The sequence below is a fragment of the Dyella sp. 01N448 genome (assembly GCF_056399225.1).
The window spans coordinates 1-21552 of sequence record NZ_JBFTQX010000026.1 but is presented as its reverse complement, the minus strand read 5'-3'; the positions used below and the strand labels follow the sequence as shown (position 1 = coordinate 21552).

21 protein-coding genes and 1 pseudogene are annotated in these 21552 nt (G+C 61.7%); 6 read left to right on the top strand and 16 right to left on the bottom strand.

Translation table 11 applies throughout. The features are described from left to right. Positions 1-1050, bottom strand: a complete 1050-nt coding sequence (locus tag AC1DKY_RS21115; protein WP_441605597.1) for a glycerophosphodiester phosphodiesterase — start codon at positions 1048-1050, stop codon at positions 1-3. Between the two features lie 275 nt (positions 1051-1325). Here AC1DKY_RS21115 and AC1DKY_RS21110 point away from each other — a divergent pair, with 275 nt between their 5' ends. Both AC1DKY_RS21110 and AC1DKY_RS21105 read left to right on the top strand, forming a co-directional pair. Beyond that, complete coding sequence (locus AC1DKY_RS21110; RefSeq protein ID WP_441605596.1) at positions 1326-2630, top strand: alpha/beta hydrolase family protein; 1305 nt, start codon at positions 1326-1328, stop codon at positions 2628-2630. An 86-nt stretch (positions 2631-2716) separates the two neighbouring features. Continuing rightward, the gene (locus AC1DKY_RS21105; protein ID WP_441605595.1) at positions 2717-3721 is read left to right on the top strand and encodes an alpha/beta hydrolase family protein; all 1005 of its coding nucleotides are present in this window, start codon (positions 2717-2719) and stop codon (positions 3719-3721) included. Here AC1DKY_RS21105 and AC1DKY_RS21100 read toward each other — a convergent pair. Further along, positions 3718-5232 (bottom strand): DUF2252 domain-containing protein, encoded by a 1515-nt coding sequence (locus AC1DKY_RS21100; protein WP_441605594.1) that lies wholly within the window; start codon positions 5230-5232, stop codon positions 3718-3720. The two genes, AC1DKY_RS21105 and AC1DKY_RS21100, sit on opposite strands and share 4 nt — an antisense overlap. Before the next feature lie 116 nt (positions 5233-5348). Beyond that, positions 5349-6149, bottom strand: coding sequence for a siderophore-interacting protein (locus tag AC1DKY_RS21095; RefSeq protein WP_441605593.1), 801 nt, complete (start codon positions 6147-6149; stop codon positions 5349-5351). Between the two features lie 77 nt (positions 6150-6226). Between AC1DKY_RS21095 and AC1DKY_RS21090 the strand changes: the two genes are divergently transcribed. Then, entirely contained in the window at positions 6227-6682 is a 456-nt protein-coding gene (locus AC1DKY_RS21090) for a MarR family winged helix-turn-helix transcriptional regulator (protein ID WP_441605592.1), read from the top strand. On the opposite strand, the gene AC1DKY_RS21085 is transcribed toward AC1DKY_RS21090, so the two are convergent. After that, entirely contained in the window at positions 6679-7221 is a 543-nt protein-coding gene (locus AC1DKY_RS21085) for a lipocalin family protein (RefSeq protein WP_441605591.1), read from the bottom strand. The genes AC1DKY_RS21090 and AC1DKY_RS21085 overlap by 4 nt on opposite strands. Before the next feature lie 123 nt (positions 7222-7344). After that, a complete protein-coding gene (locus tag AC1DKY_RS21080) occupies positions 7345-7806 on the bottom strand; it encodes an Hsp20 family protein (RefSeq protein ID WP_046972018.1) in 462 nt (153 codons plus the stop codon). A 331-nt stretch (positions 7807-8137) separates the two neighbouring features. On the opposite strand from AC1DKY_RS21080, the gene AC1DKY_RS21075 reads away from it, so the two are divergent. Beyond that, positions 8138-8680 carry an ester cyclase gene (locus AC1DKY_RS21075; protein WP_441605590.1) on the top strand — a complete coding sequence of 181 codons (543 nt, stop codon included), beginning with the start codon at positions 8138-8140 and terminating at the stop codon, positions 8678-8680. 21 nt (positions 8681-8701) lie between these two features. Here the strand turns inward: AC1DKY_RS21075 and AC1DKY_RS21070 are convergent, their stop codons facing one another. The 6 genes from AC1DKY_RS21070 to AC1DKY_RS21045 form a co-directional block, all read right to left on the bottom strand. Beyond that, positions 8702-9106: a GFA family protein gene (locus AC1DKY_RS21070; RefSeq protein ID WP_441605589.1), complete on the bottom strand. Its 405-nt coding sequence runs from the start codon at positions 9104-9106 to the stop codon at positions 8702-8704. A gap of 48 nt (positions 9107-9154) precedes the next feature. Then, a complete protein-coding gene (locus AC1DKY_RS21065; protein WP_441605588.1) occupies positions 9155-9997 on the bottom strand; it encodes a class I SAM-dependent methyltransferase in 843 nt (280 codons plus the stop codon). Between the two features lie 165 nt (positions 9998-10162). Beyond that, positions 10163-10525 carry an RcnB family protein gene (locus tag AC1DKY_RS21060; RefSeq protein ID WP_441605587.1) on the bottom strand — a complete coding sequence of 121 codons (363 nt, stop codon included), beginning with the start codon at positions 10523-10525 and terminating at the stop codon, positions 10163-10165. 327 nt (positions 10526-10852) lie between these two features. Beyond that, positions 10853-11521 (bottom strand): hypothetical protein, encoded by a 669-nt coding sequence (locus tag AC1DKY_RS21055; RefSeq protein WP_441605586.1) that lies wholly within the window; start codon positions 11519-11521, stop codon positions 10853-10855. Positions 11522-11635: 114 nt separating this feature from the next. Continuing rightward, entirely contained in the window at positions 11636-11920 is a 285-nt protein-coding gene (locus tag AC1DKY_RS21050) for a hypothetical protein (protein WP_441605585.1), read from the bottom strand. Between the two features lie 193 nt (positions 11921-12113). After that, entirely contained in the window at positions 12114-12542 is a 429-nt protein-coding gene (locus tag AC1DKY_RS21045; protein WP_441605584.1) for a hypothetical protein, read from the bottom strand. 1183 nt (positions 12543-13725) lie between these two features. Here AC1DKY_RS21045 and AC1DKY_RS21040 point away from each other — a divergent pair. Beyond that, positions 13726-15312: an alpha/beta hydrolase gene (locus AC1DKY_RS21040; RefSeq protein WP_441605603.1), complete on the top strand. Its 1587-nt coding sequence runs from the start codon at positions 13726-13728 to the stop codon at positions 15310-15312. Positions 15313-15865: 553 nt separating this feature from the next. Here AC1DKY_RS21040 and AC1DKY_RS21035 read toward each other — a convergent pair. The 3 genes and pseudogenes from AC1DKY_RS21035 to AC1DKY_RS21025 all read right to left on the bottom strand — a co-directional run bounded on the left by AC1DKY_RS21035 (position 15866) and on the right by AC1DKY_RS21025 (position 18525). Continuing rightward, positions 15866-16345 carry a hypothetical protein gene (locus AC1DKY_RS21035; protein ID WP_477180043.1) on the bottom strand — a complete coding sequence of 160 codons (480 nt, stop codon included), beginning with the start codon at positions 16343-16345 and terminating at the stop codon, positions 15866-15868. Between the two features lie 513 nt (positions 16346-16858). Then, positions 16859-17580, bottom strand: a pseudogene (locus AC1DKY_RS21030) (IS110 family RNA-guided transposase). Between the two features lie 108 nt (positions 17581-17688). Further along, positions 17689-18525: a helix-turn-helix transcriptional regulator gene (locus tag AC1DKY_RS21025; protein WP_477180042.1), complete on the bottom strand. Its 837-nt coding sequence runs from the start codon at positions 18523-18525 to the stop codon at positions 17689-17691. Between the two features lie 98 nt (positions 18526-18623). On the opposite strand from AC1DKY_RS21025, the gene AC1DKY_RS21020 reads away from it, so the two are divergent. After that, positions 18624-19520, top strand: coding sequence for an SDR family oxidoreductase (locus AC1DKY_RS21020; protein WP_441605688.1), 897 nt, complete (start codon positions 18624-18626; stop codon positions 19518-19520). A gap of 87 nt (positions 19521-19607) precedes the next feature. On the opposite strand, the gene AC1DKY_RS21015 is transcribed toward AC1DKY_RS21020, so the two are convergent. Together AC1DKY_RS21015 and AC1DKY_RS21010 are read right to left on the bottom strand one after the other, a co-directional pair. Continuing rightward, a complete protein-coding gene (locus AC1DKY_RS21015; RefSeq protein ID WP_441605687.1) occupies positions 19608-20399 on the bottom strand; it encodes a hypothetical protein in 792 nt (263 codons plus the stop codon). A 119-nt stretch (positions 20400-20518) separates the two neighbouring features. Next, positions 20519-20863: a hypothetical protein gene (locus AC1DKY_RS21010; protein ID WP_441605686.1), complete on the bottom strand. Its 345-nt coding sequence runs from the start codon at positions 20861-20863 to the stop codon at positions 20519-20521. Positions 20864-21552: the final 689 nt, after the last annotated feature.

Below are 21552 nucleotides of genomic sequence, written 5' to 3'. Positions count from 1 at the left end.
TCACCTCCCATCCAACGCCTTCCGCCCAATCGCCGGATCATCGGTAAAAAACGCATCCACTCCCGCATCCAGATACGCCCGAATCTCGGCAATCGAACCCGCTTCGTTGAACGTTTTCGGGTCACTCCCCTTCCAGAAATTCTTCGCCTGGAAGAAATTCTCCGGCCGGAACGTATAGGGATGCAGCTCCAGCTTCACCGCATGCGCGTCATGCGCCAGCGCCGTCGGACGGCCCAGGCTGCCATCCGCAGCCAGCGGAATGATGGAGCGAATAGACGGCCCAATAGCATCGGCATAAGCGGCGATCTCGCGCAGGCCCGCTGGCGTCATCATCTGCGCATAACTCAGCTGCTTGCCTGCGGCGACGACGTCATAGGGTTGCTCGTTCGCATCGCCGAGCAACTGCAGCAGGCGGATATTGGGATGATCCTTGCCCAGCTTGCTGCGCAAATAGCGCAGGTTGGCGATCTCGAACGACTGGATTTCCACCGGCGCCGTGCGCGTATACGCGTGGGCGGCAAGAATCGACAACACCCGATCCTCCATCGGCATGCCAAGCTTCTGGAAATACGTGCCGTGCTTGATCTCCGGAATGATGCCGATCGGACGACCTTGCGTGGCCGACTCGGCAGCCACGAAGTCGATGATTTCGTCCAGCGTGGGGATCTGGAACTGGCCGTCGTACGCGGTGCTGCGAAACTCCGGCAAACGTTCGCGGGCACGCAGGGTCTTCAACTCGGCCAGCGTGAAATCTTCGGTGAACCAGCCGGTGACTTTTTCGCCATCGACGGTCTTGGTGGTTTTGCGCGCGGCAAATTCCGCATGCTTCGCCACGTCGGTGGTGCCGCTGATCTCGTTTTCATGGCGCGCCACCGGCACGCCGTCGCGCGTCATCACCAGATCCGGCTCGATGAAGTCCGCCCCATCGGCGATCGCCTTGCCGTACGAGGCCAGCGTATGTTCCGGTCGCAGCGCGCTCGCGCCGCGATGGCCGATCACCAGCACCTTCTTCGCGATCGGTGCCTCATGAGCTTGGATAGCGGCAGTCATTACCAGTGTCCCCACGACAAAAACGACCCAACCTAGACGACGCACGGTAACTCCTTGCGATGGATTGAATGCGCCAGAGCGGCGCAATGATCCGCGCATGATCATCCTATCTGATGGCAGTTGATTGACACGCCAACGGGCCTGCTTGTCGCAAACGCCGCGCACTAGGTCCGCACAAACAGCCATGACTCTTGGCACCGCCATGACTTGCGGCCAGTGGGTGTGTGCGGCCCCGGTGCTAGCCTGCCCATCACTCATCGACGATGGAAACGTCCATGCTAGCCACGCTACTCGCCACCTTGCTTGCCGCTGCCACACCAACCGCCAATTGCCATGTCGGCGCTTATCGCCTGAGCGATGGCAGCACGCTGGACATTGCGCCAACGGATGACGATGGGCTGCGCTGGCGACGCCTCGATGGCAGCACCGGCAAGCTCACCCGCGGCGCGAACGAGGTATGGACCAGCCATTTTGGCTGGACTGACCGGCCCGATGGCAAGGACGTGCGTTTCAGCGATTGCGCCGAGGGCAAGCTGACCTTCGATGGCAAACAGGGCGAGCGCATCGCCTTGCAGGTGCAGGACATCACTTTTGCCGGCGACGGCGGCACGCGGCTGGTCGGCCGGCTGATCCTGCCGCCGGGCAAGGCCAAGGTTCCGGTGGTCGTGCTGGTGCACGGCTCGGAGCATGATTCGGCGCTCTCCTTCGACTTCATGCAGCGCGAACTTCCGGCCGAAGGCGTGGGCGCGTTCGTGTACGACAAGCGCGGCACCGGCGCCTCCGGTGGCATCTACACGCAGGATTTCAACGTGCTCGCCAATGATGCAGTGGCCGCGGTCGCCGAGGCCCGTCGTCTGGCCGGCGCGCGCGCAGGCCGCGTGGGCTATCGAGGCGGCAGCCAGGGCGGCTGGGTGGCTCCGCTCGCCGCCTCGCGCACCAAGGTGGATTTCGTGATCGTGGGCTATGGCCTTGCCATCTCGCCGCTGGAAGAAGATCGCGAAGCCGTCGCGTTCGACCTCAAGCTCAAGGGCTACGACCAGTCGGTGATCGACAAGGCGTGGGAGCTCTCCGATGCCATCGGACTGATCCTCTCCAGCCATCTCGCCGAAGGCTACGACCTGCTCGACGCGGCCAAGGCCAAGTACGGCAAGGAGCCCTGGTACAAGGATGTGCGCGGCGATTTCAGCTATCTCGTGCTGCCCATGAGCAGCGCCGATATCCGCGAAAAGGGCAAGGCGTATATGTGGAACACGCCCTGGCACTACGACTCCATGGCGGTGCTTGAGAAACTCCACACGCCGCAGCTGTGGGAACTGGCGCAGGACGATATCGATGCACCCAGCGGTGAGACCCTGCGTCGGCTGGCCTCGCTGCAAGCCAAGGGTCTGCCCATCACCACCGCACTGTTTCCGCATGCCGAGCACGGCATGACCGAGTACGAGTTGAAGCCCGATGGCGAACGCGTAAGCACGTGTTATTCGGCCGGCTATATGCAGCTGACTATCGACTACGCGAAGGGCACCCTGCACCCGCCGTACGGGACAAGCACGATGGTGATGCCACAAACGCCCGGCAAGTAACCCGTACAACCGGCCGCGCCGTGCAATCGCGGTGCTAGTCTTTCGAGATGAACTGTCGTGGCCTTTTATTGGCATGCATGGCCGGGGTGGCGTTTGCCGCCTCGGCCAGCGATGGTGCCCAGGGCGTCCTCACCCAGGTGGTGTTCACGCAATACGGCAGTGTCTCCAGCAGCCCCGAGCTGATGCGCCGACTGGTGACGCCCTTGAATGGATGGCGCCTGCAACAACGCGCCGCATCGACGGGCACCGCGATTGTCGACCAACCCATCGACCTGACGCGCGAGCAGTTTGCCCTGTACGTGCCTGCGCAGGCGCCGCCCGACGGTTACGCCCTGCTCGTGTTCGTGCCACCGTGGAACGAGGCGCGGGTGCCGAGTGAATGGACGTCTATCCTCGATCGCCACGGCATGATCTTTGTAACCGCCGCGAATATCGGCAACGACACCAGCCTGCTGGATCGTCGCGATCCCGTGGCCTTGCTTGCCGCCGTCAACGCCATGGCGCGATACCGCGTGAATCCACAGCGCGTCTATATCGGCGGCTTCTCAGGCGGCTCGCGCGTGGCGTTGCGGCTTGCGCTTGGCTATCCGGACTTGTTCCACGGTGCATTGCTGGAGGCGGGCAGCGATCCCATCGGCAGCGCTGTTCCGCTGCCTCCGCGAGCCTTGCTTGAACAGTTTCAGACGGGCACGCGCATCGTCTATTTCACCGGCCAGCAAGATTCCGCCCGGATGGACGTGGACCGGCAAAGCCGCCATTCCCTGCACGAATGGTGCATCGACGATGTCGACCTGCGCTCGATCCCCTCGACAGGTCACGACCTGGCCAGCGCCGTTGCACTGGATCGCGCCCTGACGTCGCTGGAAAGCCACCAACCACCCGACGCCACCCGGCTTCAGGCATGCCGCGCACGTATCGCCAGCGAACTGGAACAGGCGCTGGCCAAGGTCGATGCGGCATGGGCGCGCAACGACATCGCCGCGGCGAAACAACAGCTGGATGAAGTGGACAACCACTTCGGCGGCCTGGCCGCACCGCACAGCGTGGAGCTGGCGACGCGGCTCCTGCAGACAGCGCCGCCGTCGCACTAAGGGATGGTCATCGCATCGACCTTGCCGGCGCGCACAGCCTTCACCAGCGTCGCGTGGTCGCGATCGTTCTGGTCCGCATACGGCACCGCGAATGAGGCGATGGCATCGGCAAACGCATCGCTCTTGCCCAGGTACGCGGACAACAGCACCGCATCGCCCGAACGCGTGTGCGCGCGTGCCAGCGCGTGTGCACACAGGCGACCGTAACGACGCAGATTGGGGACGCGCATGATCTCCACCTGGGGCGAAACCTTCGCATCACGCAGCTGGCGCACATAGAAGTGGCGCCGAGGCCCTTGCGACCAGCCCAGAAACAAATCGCTGGCCGATTGCATCAGGCGCTGGCCGGACACGATGCGCTGACCTTGGTGCTTGTAGGGCTTGTTGGCGACAAATGGATCGATCACCGATTGCCGCGCCTCCTTGAACTGCAGGAACAAGGGATCGCCATTGCCCGACACCATCAGCAAGATGCCGCAATAGGTGCCCACGCTGCCCACGCCCACCACCTTCACGGCCGAGTCCACCGCATTGAAGCGATCCAGCAGCACGCGCCGTTCGGGCAGCAGCGACTCGCGATAGTCGGCAAACGCGGCGGCGCGCTCGTCCGGCGAGATGTAATTGGCCAGATCCTCGTCGTGATAGATCAGCGGCGGCTCGTCCTGGATGCGCGGCGGTGAGCCGCCTTCGACAGTGAGCTTGATGAACTCCTTGGTATGCGCGGTGTATTGCACGGCCTTGTGCACGCTCTTGGTCGCGAGCTTTTTCATCTCCTCGTCGCGCATGCGATCGATCACGTCCTGCAGATCGATATGGTCGTACCACCCCTCCAGTACCGGCATCTGGGCGTAGTCGGCCACGTGCGTGCGGTAGGCGGTTGCGGCCTCCCACGCGATGTCCTTGGCGTCGCCCTCGCTGAAGCCGTTCGCGCGTGAGGCCACCACCAGGCTCGCGCACAAGCGCTTGATGTCCCATTCCCACGGGCCCACGGTGGTTTCGTCGAAATCGTTGATGTCGAACACCAGCTTGCGTTCGGGCGTGGCGAAGCCGCCGAAGTTGACCAGATGGCAGTCGCCGCAAATCTGCAGATGGATGCCGGTGCTCGCGGTAGTGGCCAGGTCCGCCGCCATGATCGCCGCCGCGCCGCGATAGAACGCAAACGGCGAGGCCATCATGCGGCCATAACGGATCGGCACCAGCGATTCCACGCGGCCCTTGGAGGTTTCCATCAGCACATCGACGGGATCGAAGCGATTCTTCGCCGGCTTCCAGCCACCCAGCGACTTGCGGGTCACCTTGTCGCGGATGGCGCGTGCCATCGCCTGACGATCGCCCGGACTCTTCAGCCAGCTCTCCTGCGACAGCGGCCCGTCGCCGCGATGGGCGAACTTGTCGTAGGGCCCGTTGTCCGCGCTCGCGGGGCGCTTGCGGGTGACCTTGGGAGCTCGCTCGTCCTTCGTCCTCGACATGCGGGTGACCTTGGGAGCTTGCCCGTCTTTCGTCTTCGACATGATTGCCACCTCACGATGAAGGCCTGGGTATGCGTAGCGCCGGCCCTGAGCGCTTCATTTGACGCCCGCGGTTTGCAAAGTGGAATAGCAAAACTACGTAGAGCGCGCGCCTGACCTCAGTCGGTCAGCGTTTCATGGCTGGCCACTTCGCCCTGCTTCCAATAGCTGGAGGCACGGATGCGCTGGCGGTCCAGCCCATGCACATCGATCAGGCGTTGGCGCACCTGGCGGATGCTGGCGTACTCGCCGGCCGCCCACGCGAAGCCGTCGCCTTCGGGCAGGATCAACTCGGCCACGGCGGCCGCCAGCCCGGCGTCGCCGGTCTCCCGGCACAGCCAGGTGACGCTGGCGTTTGCTGCGGTGGTGATGTCGATGCGTGCGTCGGCGCTCTCCACTTCAACCAGAGCGACGATGCATTCGCCCGCTGCGGCCTCTTCCAGGCGACGCGCGATCGCCGGCAAGGCGGTTTCGTCACCGACCAGCAGGTACCAGTCGAGCCCGTCGGGCAGGATCGATGAACCCCGCGGGCCGCCCAGGCCCAGCACGCCGCCCACCCCGGCGTTTCGCGCCCACGACACGGCTGGACCGTCGCCATGAAGCACGAATTCGATATCCAGCTCGTTGGCGGCCCGGTCGTAACGGCGCGGGGTGTAGTCGCGGCTGGGAGGGCGCGGACGTGATGGATCGAAGGTCATGCCCTGCTCGGTCACGGTGGGCAACGCTGGCCGTGACTCGCCATCGGCCGGCAGGAACAGCTTCACGTGATCGTCGAACGAGGCGGACACGAAGTCGTCCAGATCGCCGGTCAGGGTGACGCGCAACAGGCGCGGCGAGACTGGGGTCAGGCGCTTCACGGTCAGTTCGCGCATTTTCAGGGGATGGCGGACGCGCCGGATTTCACGGGGAGAGGTGGACATGGGGACCTCGCTGGTCGCGGTGGGGGCGCGACGGTATAATGGATGCAACTCATAGTGAGCTTGCTCAATACTTTTCCATGACGCCCCCAACCAAGTCAACCCCCGGCAAGTCGGCCACGGTCGAACTGGCCGATGCCTTTCTCGCGCTGCATCACCTGGTGCGCAAGCACGTCGACGCGGCCATGACAGCGGCCGGCCTCTCGCTCTCGCAGGCCAAGCTGTTGGCCCTGGTGGCCCGACTGGCGCCGTGCCGGCCCAGCGATATCGCCACGCAGATGGGTTACGCACCCCGCACCGTGACCACGGCGCTGGATGCACTGGAGGAAAGTGGCTGGATCGAGCGCTCACCCCACCCCAGCGACCGGCGTGCCCAGCTGGTGATCATCACCGCGGTCGGCCAGGCCAAGCTCGACGAGGTGCAGGGACCCAAGCGGCACGCGGTGGAACAGCTGTTCGGCGTGCTCAGCCGTGATGAGCAAAAGCGCCTGCGCGAGCTGATGGATCGCGTGCGCGAACGCGCCGACGACGCTTAATCGAGCGGCGCGGACATCACCAGCCGCTCGGTGGGATAGCCGCGCTCTGCCGCGCGATGACGCAAGGCCTCGAACTGGCTGCGCTGCATGTGCGCATCGCGCGACAATACCCACAGATAGTTGCGGCTCGGGCTGCCCACCAGCGCCCAGCGATAATCCGGGTCGACATCCAGCACCCAGTAGTCCGCCCACACCCAGGGCACCCAGGACAACCATGAAGGCGCAAAGCGCACCTTGAGTGCGCCGGCCACCGGCGTGGTGCGAGCGACGCCATCGGATGCGTCCATCTCGCCATTGCGCGTGCGGCAGGCGTTGCGCACGCTCACCTGGCCGTCGGGCAACGAGCGGTAGGCGGCACTGATGTTGTCCACGCACTGGCGCTGGAAAAACATCGGCAGATGCGCAATCTCGTGCCACTGACCGAGATAGCGCTTGAGATCCAGCTGCTTCACCGGTTCATTGGCGAGCTGCTGTGCATGCGCGGCCGGCCACGCCAGCATGGCAATCAACACCGTGACGAGCATTCGACTAGCCCGCATGCGGTACTCCTGTGACGTTCGATCGATGGAACACCAGTGTCACCGGCGCGCATCACGGACATGCAAAAAGAGGGTGACGACGCCGTCACCCTCTCGGTGCCATCAGCTTGTGGCCAGCTGCAATTACGCGGCCTGATCGCGCAGTTGCGACACGGACGGCGACACCGCCGAGTCACTGATCTCGACGCGGCGCAGCTTATAAGCCTCGGGCACTTCGCGCTTGAGGTCGATCACCAGCAGGCCATGCTCCATGCGCGCACCGGTCACCTGCACGTGCTCGGCAAGCTCGAAGCGGCGGTTGAACGGGCGGTTGGCAATGCCACGGTGCAGCACTTCACCTTCCTGCTCGCCCTTGCGCTCGCCGCTGACGGTAAGCATGTTGGCCTGCACGGTGAGGCTGATGTCTTCACGGCTGAAGCCGGCCAGGGCCATCGTGATGCGGTAGCTGTCTTCACTGAGCTTTACCGAGTCGAACGGCGGCCAGTTGTCGTTGGCCTGCGTGCGCGCTGCTTCCAGCAAGTCGAACACGCGATCAAAGCCGATGCTGGAACGATGCAGCGGCGAAAAATCCAGAACAGTACGCATAACCAATTCTCCAATGAGCAACAGGTAGACGTCGCGCAACATGCAGCGACGCACCGGCCCCGTAGCGACCGGTGACAAGGAGATGTGGCTGGCAGCAGGTGATTCAAGGAAGCACTTTCAGCGATTATTTAGCCGTCCAAATAGATCGCATGGCCACTTGAAATGCGTTTGACGACCCCAACGGCGCACGTCCTGCTGGGGCTCGTCCGGCCCGGTTCAAGCCCCCTTGGCCGGCCTTTTTTTCGTTTTTGGAAAGGATGCTTTGCGCGCCGCACTGATTCTTTCGTCACCGGGCCAGCGCTAACGTAAGCCACCCTTTCGGAGACCGGTCATGGCCCCTCGTCACCTCGTCGCCCCCCTGCTCCTGGCTGCACTTGCTGCCGCACCCCTGGCCCAGGCGGCCACCGACGTCTCACTGGTCGTGCCCAAACAGCTGATCGTTGATCCCAGCCTGCCCAAAGGCACCGCCCGCGCCAACGTGCTGGCCGCCCGACGCTACGACACGTTCTGGAACAACGGCGATGAAGCACTGGCCAAGCAGGCGCTGTCGCCTCAGTTTGTCGATCGCACGCCGCCGCCGGGACGCGTGCAAGGGCCTGACGGTCCGTTACAGGCTTCCAAGGCGTTTCGCCAGGCGGTGCCGGACCTGACCTGCGAGGTGGAACAGATGCTCGTGGTCGGCGACCGCGTGGTGTCGCATCTGCATTTCGCCGGCCACTTCACCGGCAACTTCAACGGCGTCCAGGGCAAGGGACAGGCGATCGATTTCATCGCCACCGACATCTACCGCGTCACCGGCGGCAAGATCGTCGAAAACTGGCACCTGGAAGACAACCTGACCCTGCTCAAGCAGCTGGGCGCGATCAAGGATTGAGTGATCGCGTGACGATGCGCGCTAGGACGGGTCGGTGTCGTAGCGCGTGACGTTTTCGGGCAACTGCACCCAGCAGTGCCGCCGGCTTTCATAGACCGAGTCGGCCGGTGGCGGAAATGAGGGATCTGCGAAAGCGCCCACCGCCACCGAGACGCGCCCCTCCACGCCCTCTTCCGTGTGGAACACGTTGCTCCCGCATACAGGGCAGAAGCGGAAGCGAAACTGCGAGCCGTGGTCGCCGGTACGCACGAATTCGGTGGCATGGCCGGTGACCTTGTATGGCGCACTAAAACCCGCCAGCGCAGCAAACACGCTGCCCGTGCGCTGCTGGCAGGCCAGGCAGTGGCAGACCCCGACGCCTAGCGGCTCGCCCTGCACCTCGATGCTCAACTGACCGCAGTAACACGATGCCGTTCTGCCAGACATGCAAAACCTCCGTCAGATGTTTAGCCGTCTACTCGTCAAGCGCCCTGCTCAGCGCCGCGTTGCGAGTACGCCATCCAATGCCAGCTCGGCACGGAAACCCGCCTTCTCCAGCCGCGTGGCCACTTCGCGCGGAACATCACGATCGCTCGTGAGCTTATTGGGACTGCCGGTGTAATGGAACAGGCGACCACCGCGACGAAGCACGCGCGCCAGCTGATCGTAGAAGACCTGCGAATACAGCTCACCGGCAATGCCAAAGCGCGGTGGATCGTGCAGCAAGGCATCCACCGAGGCATCGGCGATCTGCACGATCGCCTGCGAGACATCCGCATGGGTCAGTTCAAGCCGGCCGCCAGCGGCATCGGAGTCCGGATCCGGCGACCACGGATTGATGGTGCGCAACCACAGCACGTCCGGATTCTTTTCGAACGACTGGAGCCGCGCCACGCCCGCCTCTAGGCAACACGCTGCGAAGTACCCGAGGCCGCCGCAGGTATCGAGCACCACCTTGTCGCGCGGGTCCACCAACGCCACCTTGCGGCGCGCATCGTCCACCGGCGATTCCTTGGAGGTGGGCAGCATCTTGATGCCGTCGATCTCGAAGGTAGGCGCGCCCCACTCGGTGGGCACCAGCTTGATCAGCGAGCCGGCATAGCGCGACACCGGTGAGAACGCCTCACCGTCCCAGTAATAGATGGTGCGATCCTTGACCTTCGCCGGATACGGATAGCCCTGGCCCTTCCACTGCCAGCCTTCCGCGTTCAGCGCTGCGCTGCCGCTCGAACGCCCCAGGTCCATCGAACCCGCCCATTCACTGGCGCCGGCATCGCGCGCAGCAAACAGCCCGTCGGCAACGGAGCGCGTGAGCAAGGGGCCGATATAGTGCGTCACGAGCGGGCATCTCCTGGATAAGATGCGTAGTTTATGGGCAATGCGAAGCCCAGGTGACAGTCGCGGCGCTGCCGCCTGCTGCTTGCCTTCCGACTTGCCTCGACGGCCTGCCTCCGGCCGGAAGCAGGCAGTCAACCAGGATGGCCTGCTGAACCCGATGTGCGATCAGAGGCCGGCGGCGATATCGATGACGACGCCGCTGGAGATCAGCGTCAGATAGAACTGGCCGCCGTCCGCGCGCACCCAGCGGTAGCCGGGATCCGGCCGGCGCAGGTGATACCGCGGGTAATCGACGACGTAGTACTCGCGCGCATAGTAGTAATCCGGCAAGCGGTCGCCCTTCTTGTACCAGCCCTTGTGCTTGCCGTTGTCGTGGCGGCCCTCGTCCTTGGGATTGTGGCCATGACCATGGTCGTCGTCCCAATGCTTGTCGTTGCCATGACCGTGATCATCATGGGACGAAGCAACAGCCAGACCGCTGGCGCCAAGCAAGCTGGCCACGATAAGAAAGGAAAGAGCGCGCTTCATGTTGGTCCCGTACCTGAGAAGAGAAATGGTTGGCGTCCCCCGCAAGGAGCCGCAGACTCTCTGCAGGTACTTGCGATGTGCAGACAACATCGCATAAAAAAGCGCCCGTGGCGCAAGGAACCGACGAAAAGCGCCGGAAGTTGCGCAGCCATTCACAAGATCGTCAGGCGCCGGGGCACGGCTCAACGCCCATCGGCGCATCTGGCCTTGGTGCCCAGCGCGGTCTTCATATGCCCGGGGCCGCCGCTTCGACATGCGGCCTGGTCTCTGACATGCCGACATGGGGTCGGACGTGGACGCTTTAACCGCTTGACTCTTTGCCCGCCATTAATCGAAGCACTTACCTTTCCTGTGCGATTTGGAGACCCAGTCACCCCAAGTCGGTTTCAGTTGGTTGCCAACTACTTCGATACGCATGATACGCGGCAGATCCAGAGGTTCAGCAGTCTGGCCGCGCGCCTGGTAGCCGCCGACAAGTACCGTTTCGTAAAGTGCTGGTTGCGACTTTGTCAGGCAAAGTTCGCTGCCCCACAGTTCGTTTCCCGCGTCGTCCACCACATCAAGCACGCGCCGTTGATTCGTGTCCAGCAACACCAGCACCATGCGGGACCTGGCCGGTCTCTCGTCGCGTTTAATCCAAAGCAACATCTGATCCTGCCGCGGCACCGTCACACCGATCCCCTCGCAGCCAGCACTTGCGCTGGAAAATCCCCTGGCCTGGGGAAAGAGCCCCGGTTTCAAGCCCACCTTGGTCGACGACCCGTCAGGCCACGTTGCCACCACCTGCATATCGTCCTCGGTGGCATCTCCGCCAGCCGACGTGAACTCGATGATCGTGGGGCCGCCCGCAACCGAGCACGTAGATTTCCAAGACGAACGGAAATAGGTGTCGGGCGCATTGAGGTCGCCACGCGAAGCGGCCTGTCCCACATGGGACGCTGACGCCATGCTCATCCCTGCCAGTACGAGCGCCAGCCCAGTGATCGTCGCCTGCATGAAATCATCCCCTGTACTGGATTGGCAGATGGCGCGGCATGCCCGGATGCCAAACGGTGGCCGCTTCGACCCGAAAGGTGGCACTTCCGCCTACTGACCCACTTTCTCCCCGATCTAGCGCAACAGTGGCGCCGCATGGATGAGCATGAGGGAAGGGCCATATTGCTTGATGTCGTCGCGCTGCATGTTCAGTAGAAACTCCCAACTATCACCGAGGCTTCCCACCAGATCGACGTTAGACACCTTCTTGGTGACGTCGTACATGGCCTCGCTGTTCAAATCCCAGTAATAGTCCTGGTCAAGTCGAAGCTCAGGGCCATTCACGGATTCAACATGATCCAGAAGGTCGTTCACGATGCGACGCAACTCGCCGATGTTCACAACAGGGTACTTGGCCATTTGTCACCTGAGGCTGGAACGGCTTGACGAATCTTATGGCGGCAGTAGGCCAAATGGGGTTTCTGCTTTGGATCGGAAGCGGACCTTGCGCTGCGTGCGTACGTTATCCCGCTGCTACTGAGCCGCCCAGCAGGGTCATGGACACATCAGCTCCGGCAACGCACAGGTACGATTGCCTTTACTGCCAGCCATGCTAGCCGGTCGTCTGATCAATGCCATATCGCATGGCTGCTTTCAGTGTCTCTATGCTTATGTCGCGCAGCCTTCTGAACTTGATGCAGTACCCGGTTACTTTGGCCTTGCCAAGATCCTTTGCATAGGTCTGCGCCAAGTACTTCTTGTCTTCGATCCCGAGAATGTAGACGGAAATACCCGTGGTGTTTGCACTGATGCCAATCTGGTAGAACTCCCGGGTGTCTCCGTTGGCGTATCTCAACGTCTGAGTTCCGTACCCGACATTTGGGTTGGAGACGGTTTTGCCTGAACTGTCCTTGCCATCCATGAACCACAATTTGCACTTCGGCATGAGACCCAGGATCACGCGGTGCAACTCCCTCATATCGGTGCGCTTCGGCTCGGGCTGGGCAGCGAAATAGTCGTTGATCTTCTCATCAACACTCATACGACCTCCTGCGTGACCTCTAAACGTGGTGCTCAATCCCGTTTTCGATCGTAGCTCGCAGCACCGTAAGATCTATTCTCCCACCGTTCCAATGTCGCCCCCGCATCCCTGGCGTCATTCTTGTTGCTTCTTACCTACGGCTCCACGAACTGCGGCGCGATCAACTTCACGCGACAACCCGTTGCCTGCAGCGCCACCGCAGGCTTCCATGCCGATCTCGCGGCAGCTCGTAGCCAATCGCTACTGTGAGAGACGAGAAAAATCCAACGCAAGTCGCACGAAAAGCGGCACGGCAACCGCAAAGCAAACAGCGACCCATAGTCGTGTTCGCTTGGGAACCAGCGCCAGAATCAAAAGCATCGCCGAGCAGTCATAGGCGGAAGACATGATGGACCGGTGATACGCGCTCCAGAACCAGGCAACCAACAGGTAGGCCACAGCGAGGCACACGATGCCCAGCCGCAAGCGCCCACTCAGGTTCCATTCTCGCGCCATCCCCATGCCCCCAACGAACCTCAAGCAAGTATCGCAAGGTCCGCTGCGGGTCGAAAGCGGACCTTACGGTTCCGACCTAAGCTACAAGTGAGATTCATGAGTGATGTTCCTTGAGAGATCTCGTCTTGGCCTGATGGTCAATTCGGGCCAACGACATCATGCCGCTGCGCGGCTGGCGCACGCGCAGCTCAAGACAAGCAAGTTCTTCCGCTTCGTTGACCTTGGCGCGGCTTGGGCCCTCGGTGACGCTTAGTCTCCCCGCAACTGCAGGAGGTACGAATTTCCGGCCTCGTCATGCAGGAAGAGTTCGGAGCAGCTCTCATTTCATCCGACAGAAAAAATACGTAACCGGGTTCGTACTGCCAGCGAAGTAGAAAAGAGCCATTGCCCCAATGGCCTTTCCTGGAGACAAATCACGAACAAGTACTTGCGATCGATGGTTGGCGGGATGTCTGTTGCCATGACGATGACTGCAGCGCACGCACAAGCAAACGATCAGGACTTGCGGCGAAAGCCATTGGCGCCAGTCAACGCCAAATTAGAATACCCGGGATCCCAGCTCGTATTGGCTTCCTGGATCAGCGATGTTTTTACCGGCGGCGCCTATGGCCGCCTAGGAGTGTTTGTGGGTCAATATAAAACCAAGATCGCCGCCGCACTGCTGGCAGTGTGCGTAAGCGGCACCGGGATGGCGTGGACGGGACTGGCACAGGCCGAGCAGGCCGCGCCGGCGCAGAGTCTGTTCCAGATCGAACTGGACGGCGCCTCCCAGCAGCCGGTCAGCGGTCGCCTGCTGTTATTCGCCAGCGAGGCCAAGGCGGCGCAGGCAGCGGCCAAGGACGGCAAGGTCGAGGCGGTCGATGCCAGTCCGTTTTTTCCCGAGCAGGCCTCGGTAGCGGCGCGCGAGGTGACCCATCTGCAGCCAGGCCAGCCGGTGACGCTTGACGCCGATGAACAGGCATTTCCGGCGGCTTTTTCCAAGCTGCCGCCGGGCGACTACGTGATGCAGGCAGTGCTCGATGTGGATCACGGCTATAACGTCGTAGACGGTCGTGGCGCGGGCGATCTGGTCAGCGAGGTGGTGTCGGTGCATCTGCCGGCCACCTCAGCGCCGGTGTTGAAGCTCACGCGCGCCCTGCCGGCGAGCGATCCGTGGACGCTGTCGGCCCAGACTCCGGCCGCGGTGCGTCAATTGCTGGCGCAAGCGCGCGCGCATACGCAAGCGATCGACTTCACCAGCCCTGCGCTGAGCGCTTTCTGGGGCCGCCCGATCGCCATGCGTGGCCGCGTACTGCTGCCGCCGGGCTACGACGCCCACGCCACGACGCACTACCCGACGGTGTATTACACGCATGGTTTCAGTGGCAACAACGACCGCATGATTCCCGTGCTGGCCAGTGTCTATGCGGCGATGAGCAAGGGCGAGATGCCGCCGATGATCTGGGTGTTCCTGGATGAGTCTGGCTACACCGGCACGGTGGAGTTCGCCGACTCGGTCAACAACGGCCCCTGGGGGCAGGCGCTGACCGCCGAGCTGATACCGGCGCTGGAGGCGAAGTACCACATGGACGCCACGCCGAACGGGCGTTTCCTCAACGGCCATTCGTCCGGCGGCTGGGCCACGCTATGGCTGCAGACGAACTACCCGTCCATCTTCGGCGGCACCTGGTCGACCTCGCCGGACCCAAGCGATTTCCACGATTTCATTGGCGTGGATCTGTACGCGCCAAACGCCAACCTCTATCGCGATGCGCAGGGCAAGCCGCGGCCGTTTCTTCGTGACCAGGGCAAGGTGCTGGTCACGCTGGAAGAGTTTTCCAAGCAGGAACGGGTCATCGGCGAGTACGGCGGTCAGATGGCCTCGTTCGAGTGGGTGTTCTCGCCGCGCGGCAAGGACGGTCGGCCGATGCCGATGTTCGATCGCGACACCGGCGCGGTCGATCCCAAAGTGATGAGCTACTGGCATGACCACTACGACATCGCCTATCGCTTGCAGCAGCAATGGCCGCAGTTCAAGGGCGATCTGGACGGCAAGATCCACCTCTATGTGGGCAGCGCCGATAGCGCCTACCTGGAGGGCCCCGCGCACAAGTTGAAAGCTTTACTGGATGGCCTGGGCGCCAAGTCGGACTTCCGGTTCTTACCCGATAAGGGCCACTTCGATCTTTACACGCTGGGCGACGATCACTACGCGCTGCTGAAGGACATCAGCTGGCAGATGTACGCGATCGCGCGGCCTGGCAGCAAGGCGCCGGCGGCGTTGATCTTGCGCTGAGCAGACAGACAGGTTGTCGCGTTTGCTTCAGCGGCCAGCCGTCGCTGTTCATTCGCTGGCAAATGCCCCAAAGGCATCCGGGGCATAGCCAATTGAAAGTGAAGAAGGCCCTCCTCTCGGGGGCCTTTTTCTAAGTCGGGAAATGCCGGATGCCACCAAGCGCCGGAACACCACGTCTATGCATCCGTCTCAAATGATGACGACCTCGGGCACGGGCCGAAATGCACTGCCTAAGCGCGCCTATCGCTCAGCGCTCGCTGCGCCAATCGAGTAGCACTTTGCCTGCCAGTACCACAGCGGCGAGAGCGGCGAAGACACCATGATCCTCAAAGTGCTCGGGACCTCGAAAAGCGGTAATAGCCGCCGCGGTGGCGCAGGCCAAAGCAACCAGAACAAGTCCATACGTCTTCGGCTGTCTCACGCACTCTCTCCTTTGTAGAAGCTCCTGCCAAGCGTCCGCTTCGGGTCGGAGCGGTCATTAGATGTGTACCCCCCCCTCTTTCGAGACGCCCCCTTTAAGGCCGGGCTTGGGGTGTTTGAGGCCAGTATCCACTCAGGGTTTATCGTTTGAAGACATCCCCCGATAAGCGCCAGATGTAAAGCGAGTCTTGGTTGAGGGCCGCCGATCCAACTTGGTGCATTCATCGCCGAACAAGCTCATGGTGCCAACGGCGCGAGTTGGTGTCGTGTGTTCTAGGGTGATGCGATTTCCTGCACAGCCCCCGGTCGCCAGAAGCTCCATCCCAGCCGCCAGACCGTCGTTTGCACCGTGATCTAGTTCCAGCCGATACCGGCACTCGAATTGGTCGGCACGTTTATCGTGCAGCCGATTCGCTGAGACCACGCCGACTTCCAGCGGCACTTCGCGAATCAGCGACTGCTGAGCAGGTGGCAGGATAGGCATGCCGTATACCTTGCGCAGTTCATCTCCCTTGCGCATGAGAAACAGACCCTGTTCACCTGTCCGCGGCTCATCACCCAAATTCACCGCGCTGGCAAAGGCTGGAAGCTCCTTTTCGGAGATCATGTACATGCGTTCGCCCCAGGCGATAGGCACTACGTGGTCAGCAAAGCCGAGACCCCTCTGATCGTTGGGTCGCTCATACTTAAGCAGCAGACTGCCGTCTGCTTGAGGAATCACCCTTCCCTTGTTAGCGGTGTAGGTACCAAGGCACCCCTGCCATGTGGCAGCAACGCCAGAAACGGGGGCGAGAGATAGGGACACGTTCGCGCCCTCACCATCACCGAAGTAATAGTCGCCAGCCCAGGCGGCTCTCGGAGTCAGGTCCGTATATGGACTCCTCCCCTTTGCCAAGCATCTCTTAGCTCTGGCGTCCGTGTCGACTGCACACGTATATCCGGCCTCTAGTTGCTGCACCGTCAGGCGGTGCCGGGCCACGATGAGCTAGTCGCGCGTCGGCTCCCAATCGCTTTGGCGTGCTTGTCAGCACACGGACCTTTYAGGGKTTTGCCAACGCCGGTTCGACCGGTTCGTCATCACTTCGGGGGCTTCGCAATCGTRAAGGGATTTCCTCGGATGTATGGGTTAGGCGGCCGCCAGCGCCGGTTGGTAGTTCGTACCATGGCGGAGCATGGCCCAGGCCATGCGCGCCGTCTTGTTGGCCATCGCCACACAGGCCACGTTGGGATGAGATCGCGACGCCAGTCGGGTCACCCATCGACTCAGCGGATCGTCGTGTCGCGGTGCAGTTCGCAACATGGCGCGGGCGCCATGGACCAGCAGTGACCGAACGTAGGCGTCGCCGCGCTTGCTAATGCCGAGCAAGCGGTCCTTGCCGCCTGAGCTGCACTGCCGTGGTGTAAGGCCAAGCGATGCGGCCATCTGTCGACCGTTGGCAAACTGTCTTGCATCGCCAACACAGGCCACCAAGGCCGTGGCGACCACGGGGCCGACACCGCGCAACTGCTGCAACCGGCGCGCATCAGGATCAGCTTTGGCTGCCTCGTCGATTTGGCCATCCAATTCCACGATGCGCTCCTCTGCTGTGCGTAAATCTCGCCACAGACCTTCGAGCAAGTATCGGAAGCTCGCACTCAGACCGTTGCTAGCAACTGGCGTGCCCAATGATGCGCACCGCCGCACGCCTCCATGCCGATCTCGCAACCCGGCTCGGCCACCTCCTGCACGGCCTTCAGCCAACGATCTCGTGACAGGCGGCGACGCCATATCGGTTGCTCGTGTCGATCAACCCCGTGGACCTGGAAGACCTGCTTGGCCACGTCTACTCCGATGCGCGTAAGCTTCATGGGTGGACTCCTCTTCGCCAGCGACTGGTTCTAATCGCTTCCAGTCTGGCACTCGATGCCGAAGACGGGGAGGAGTCCATCTCATTGCTTCGGGTCGAAAGCAGGCCTTCAACTCACCACTGCTCGTGACTTGATGTACGCACGAATCCGATCCTCGTCCGCGCTGGTTGCCGGGTTGTACACGATCATCCMCAGATCCGGCCGCCCATCAACGGCGAAGGCGGAAAACTCAAGTTCCAGAAGACCCAGTTCGGCATGGTGCAGACGTTTTACACCCTCGCCGTAGGCATTGACGTCGTTGGCCAACCATAGCGCTTCGAACTCCGGACTCAGACGGGACAGCTCTTCAACGAACTGGCCGATCTCCGCCACAGCACCTGCACGCGCAGCGTCGGCACGAAACGCGCCGACAACGAACCGTGCCACGCTTTGCCAGTCTTCCTGCGCGGCGCGTACCCGTGAGTTGGAAAAAATCAGCCGCAGAATATTCCGCTCTGCGGGAGGCAGCGCACCGTAGTCCGTGAGCACCGCAGCCGCTGCGCGGTTCCAGGCCACGACATCCCACAGGGCGGTCTTGACGATTGCAGGACTGACTTCCATCGCCTCGAGTACACGCTGCAGACGGGGCGTGACGCCGTCAACGGCTTTGTAACGGACTTCGGGTGGATGACCAAGGCCGAGTATGAAGAGGTGTTCGCGCTCCGGTTCAGTCAGCATCAGCCCGCTGGCGATACGGTTGAGCACATCTGCCGAGGGCGCGCCTCCCCGTCCCTGCTCCAGCCAGGTGTACCAGGTGGGACTGATGTTGGCGCGTTGGGCGACCTCTTCCCTGCGCAGACCCGGCGTACGTCGGCGCCCACCCGTAAAACCAAAGGCAGCCGGATCGAGTCGGCTGCGCCTGTCCTTCAGGTAAGTGCCGAGCTGATTGTCGATAGACGTGGACATGGCGATCCTGTTGGTTTTTATACCCTGATAATGTCACCGCTTTACCAGTATGCGCGTCGGGATAAGTTAGATCCAATACTCATCGTTGGAGACTTCCCTTGCTCATATTCCTGACCGGCGCGACCGGCTTTATCGGCTCCCGCATCGTGCCGGAGCTGCTCGCGGCCGGGCATCGCGTTCTTGGCATGACACGATCGGATGCGGGTGCACATGCCCTCACTTCCACGGGTGCCGAGGTGCATCGCGGCCATCTGGAAGATCTGGACAGTCTGCGCAGCGGCGCGGCGAAGGCGGACGCCGTGATCCACACCGCGTTCGATCACGATTTCTCCAACTTCGTCGCCAACTGTGAAAAGGATCGACAGGCCATCAAGGCCATGGGCTCGGTGCTGGCAGGCTCTGACCGTCCGCTGCTGATCACCTCCGGAACGGGCATGGGAATCGCCATGCCAGGCAAGCCTGCAACCGAGGATGTCCTCAATACAGAACATCCCAACCCCCGATCAGCATCGGAGATCGCGGGGGCAGAAATGCTAGCGGAGGGTGTCGCCGTGTCAGTCGTGCGCCTTCCGCAGGTGCATGACACGGTGAAGCAAGGCCTTATCAGTCCATTGATCGCTATCGCACGTGCCAAAGGTGCATCGGCTTATATCGGCGAAGGGCTCAATCGTTGGCCCGCTGCGCACGTGCTCGACGTGGCACGGCTTTATCGGCTTGCGATCGAGAAATGCGAACCTGGCGCGCGCTATCACGCCGTTGCCGAAGAAGGCATTCGTGTTCGCGATATTGCCGAAGTGATCGGCGCGGGCTTGGGTGTGCCCGTCATATCCATCTCGTCGAGTGACGCGGCGGATCATTTCGGATGGTTGACCGGATTCGTCGGCATGGATCTATTGGCGTCGGGCGCGTGGACACGCAAAGTGCTGGACTGGCATCCGAGCGGCCCAAGCATGCTGGGCGACCTCAAGCGGATGGATTATTCCGGCGCCCGCTGAGCGGCGGTCACCTTCAACGTTAGGCAACGATTGCGATGCCTGCTTCGGTTCGGAAGCGGCCATTTCACCTTTCCGCGTCGCCCGACGCTAGGGCCCAGTTGGCAGCGTGGCTTTCTCGTCGCGATAGGGATCGGACGGGTCTGGTGCGTTGAGCTCCGCCTTCAGGATGGCGACCTGGTGCGCTGCGTTTGCCCAGTCTTCACTGCGCTGCGCGATCAGTTTTCGGTCAGCCCCTTTGTACGCCGCGGCCGCCGCTGCATCGAAGGAATCCGGGTAAGCCGCGTTTCGGCAACGCGCACGCTTGGTGTTGTGACCGTGGGCCATTTGCCAACCAAAACAGGGGTCCAAAACAGGGGGCAGAGTGGACTTTCCTCTTGTGACGACGCCGGCGCATAAAAAAAAGGGCACTCTGACCCCGGTTTCGCCCTCAAACTGCGATGGCCAATGGCGTGTTGCGAGAGCGTTGGCTACGAGACGCTTGTTGAACTCTGTGCGCGCCCCGGGAGGAGCGACGGACAACCACATCTGCGCTTTGGCCGCGTGGCCAGCATGCAAGTTGGCCAATGCGAGATTGTTATAAGCAATGGTGGCGGTCGAATCACAGGCCTTCCCCGGATCCTCCGCGGATTTGCTTAGACAGTTCTCACGGTCCTCTTCGGAATGCTGCGTTTGCTGTTGATAGAACGCGATGGCCGATTGATAGTCATGCCTTTGGTAAGCCACATCGCCCTTGCGACCACAGTCGGCAGTGCCCTCGCACTGCTCACTGTCCGCCAGAACGGCAACTGGCCTCAGAAGAATGATCAATATAGCGATACCGATAATTCGTGCGACCAACTGCGTACCCATATCCCCTCGCTGAACCATCTTGACAGCCATTCCCGCTTCAAATAACGATCATCGCCACTGGAGGCGGATGTCCGCTTCGGGTCGAAAGCGGTCGCTCAATTCCTTCGCCAAAACGGAACAGGTCACGCGCATATTGAACGCATAGCTATCTATTGCCCGGGATCTGCTTTGGGATCGATGTCGGCACGCGTCGGTTGCGACGGATCGTAGAAGGTGTAGGTGAAGAACTGCTTCGGATCAGAAGGATATGTGCGCTTTGATAGAAATGTCCGTGCTGCAACGACATAACTTTGAGGAACTACCACCTCGACTGCGTGCGTATTGCCGGAACTTGGATCAATGACTTTGGATACTTCGAGCGTATCTATCTTGCCTGCGGGACTAACGGTCACCTGAAAGACAACTGCGTAGAGCTTGGGCGCAGCGAGTGCTGAAGACTGCGCCCAAGCTGTGCTTGCAAGGAGAAAAAGCAGTACCGCGATTAGGGGGCGCATCCTGACCTCACTGAATGACTAACGAAAAATATATGGGATCAGAGGCGTTTCATAGCTAGTCCCCTACAAACTGTCCGCTCCGGGTCGAAAGCGAACATTTCGGCACGCCGACTTAGCTTAGGGCTCCCACCGAGGTAGGAGCGCTACAAGCACCACGAATGCAAAGTAAGCGGCCGGCGCGGTCAATACTCCCAGCCCAAATCGCGCCCAAATACTTCTGGGCCATCGTAGGAACGAGAGCGCAAACCCTCCCAGCGCTATCGCCACATACGGCGCAAACGTCATCACCCACAGAGCGTAGAAGGCAAATATGTCTGATTTCCCTCGCGAGATCAGAAAGCTTGCCGCTATCGCAACGTACAAGCACAACGCAGGGAACAGCGCACCAAGTATCACCGCAACCCTTGGTCGAACCGCGGGCCTTAGAGCCACGAGCACCAACAACCCGACCGGAAGGCCAATCTCTAATGCGATCGCGCCAATGTTCATTGATGTCTCGGTCATGCTCCGCCCTATCGGAGATCAACTATGTTCGTAAGGTCCGTATATGGACTCCTCCCCTTTGCCAAGCATCTCTTAGCTCTGGCGTCCGTGTCGACTGCACACGTATATCCGGCCTCTAGTTGCTGCACCGTCAGGCGGTGCCGGGCCACGATGAGCTAGTCGCGCGTCGGCTCCCAATCGCTGCT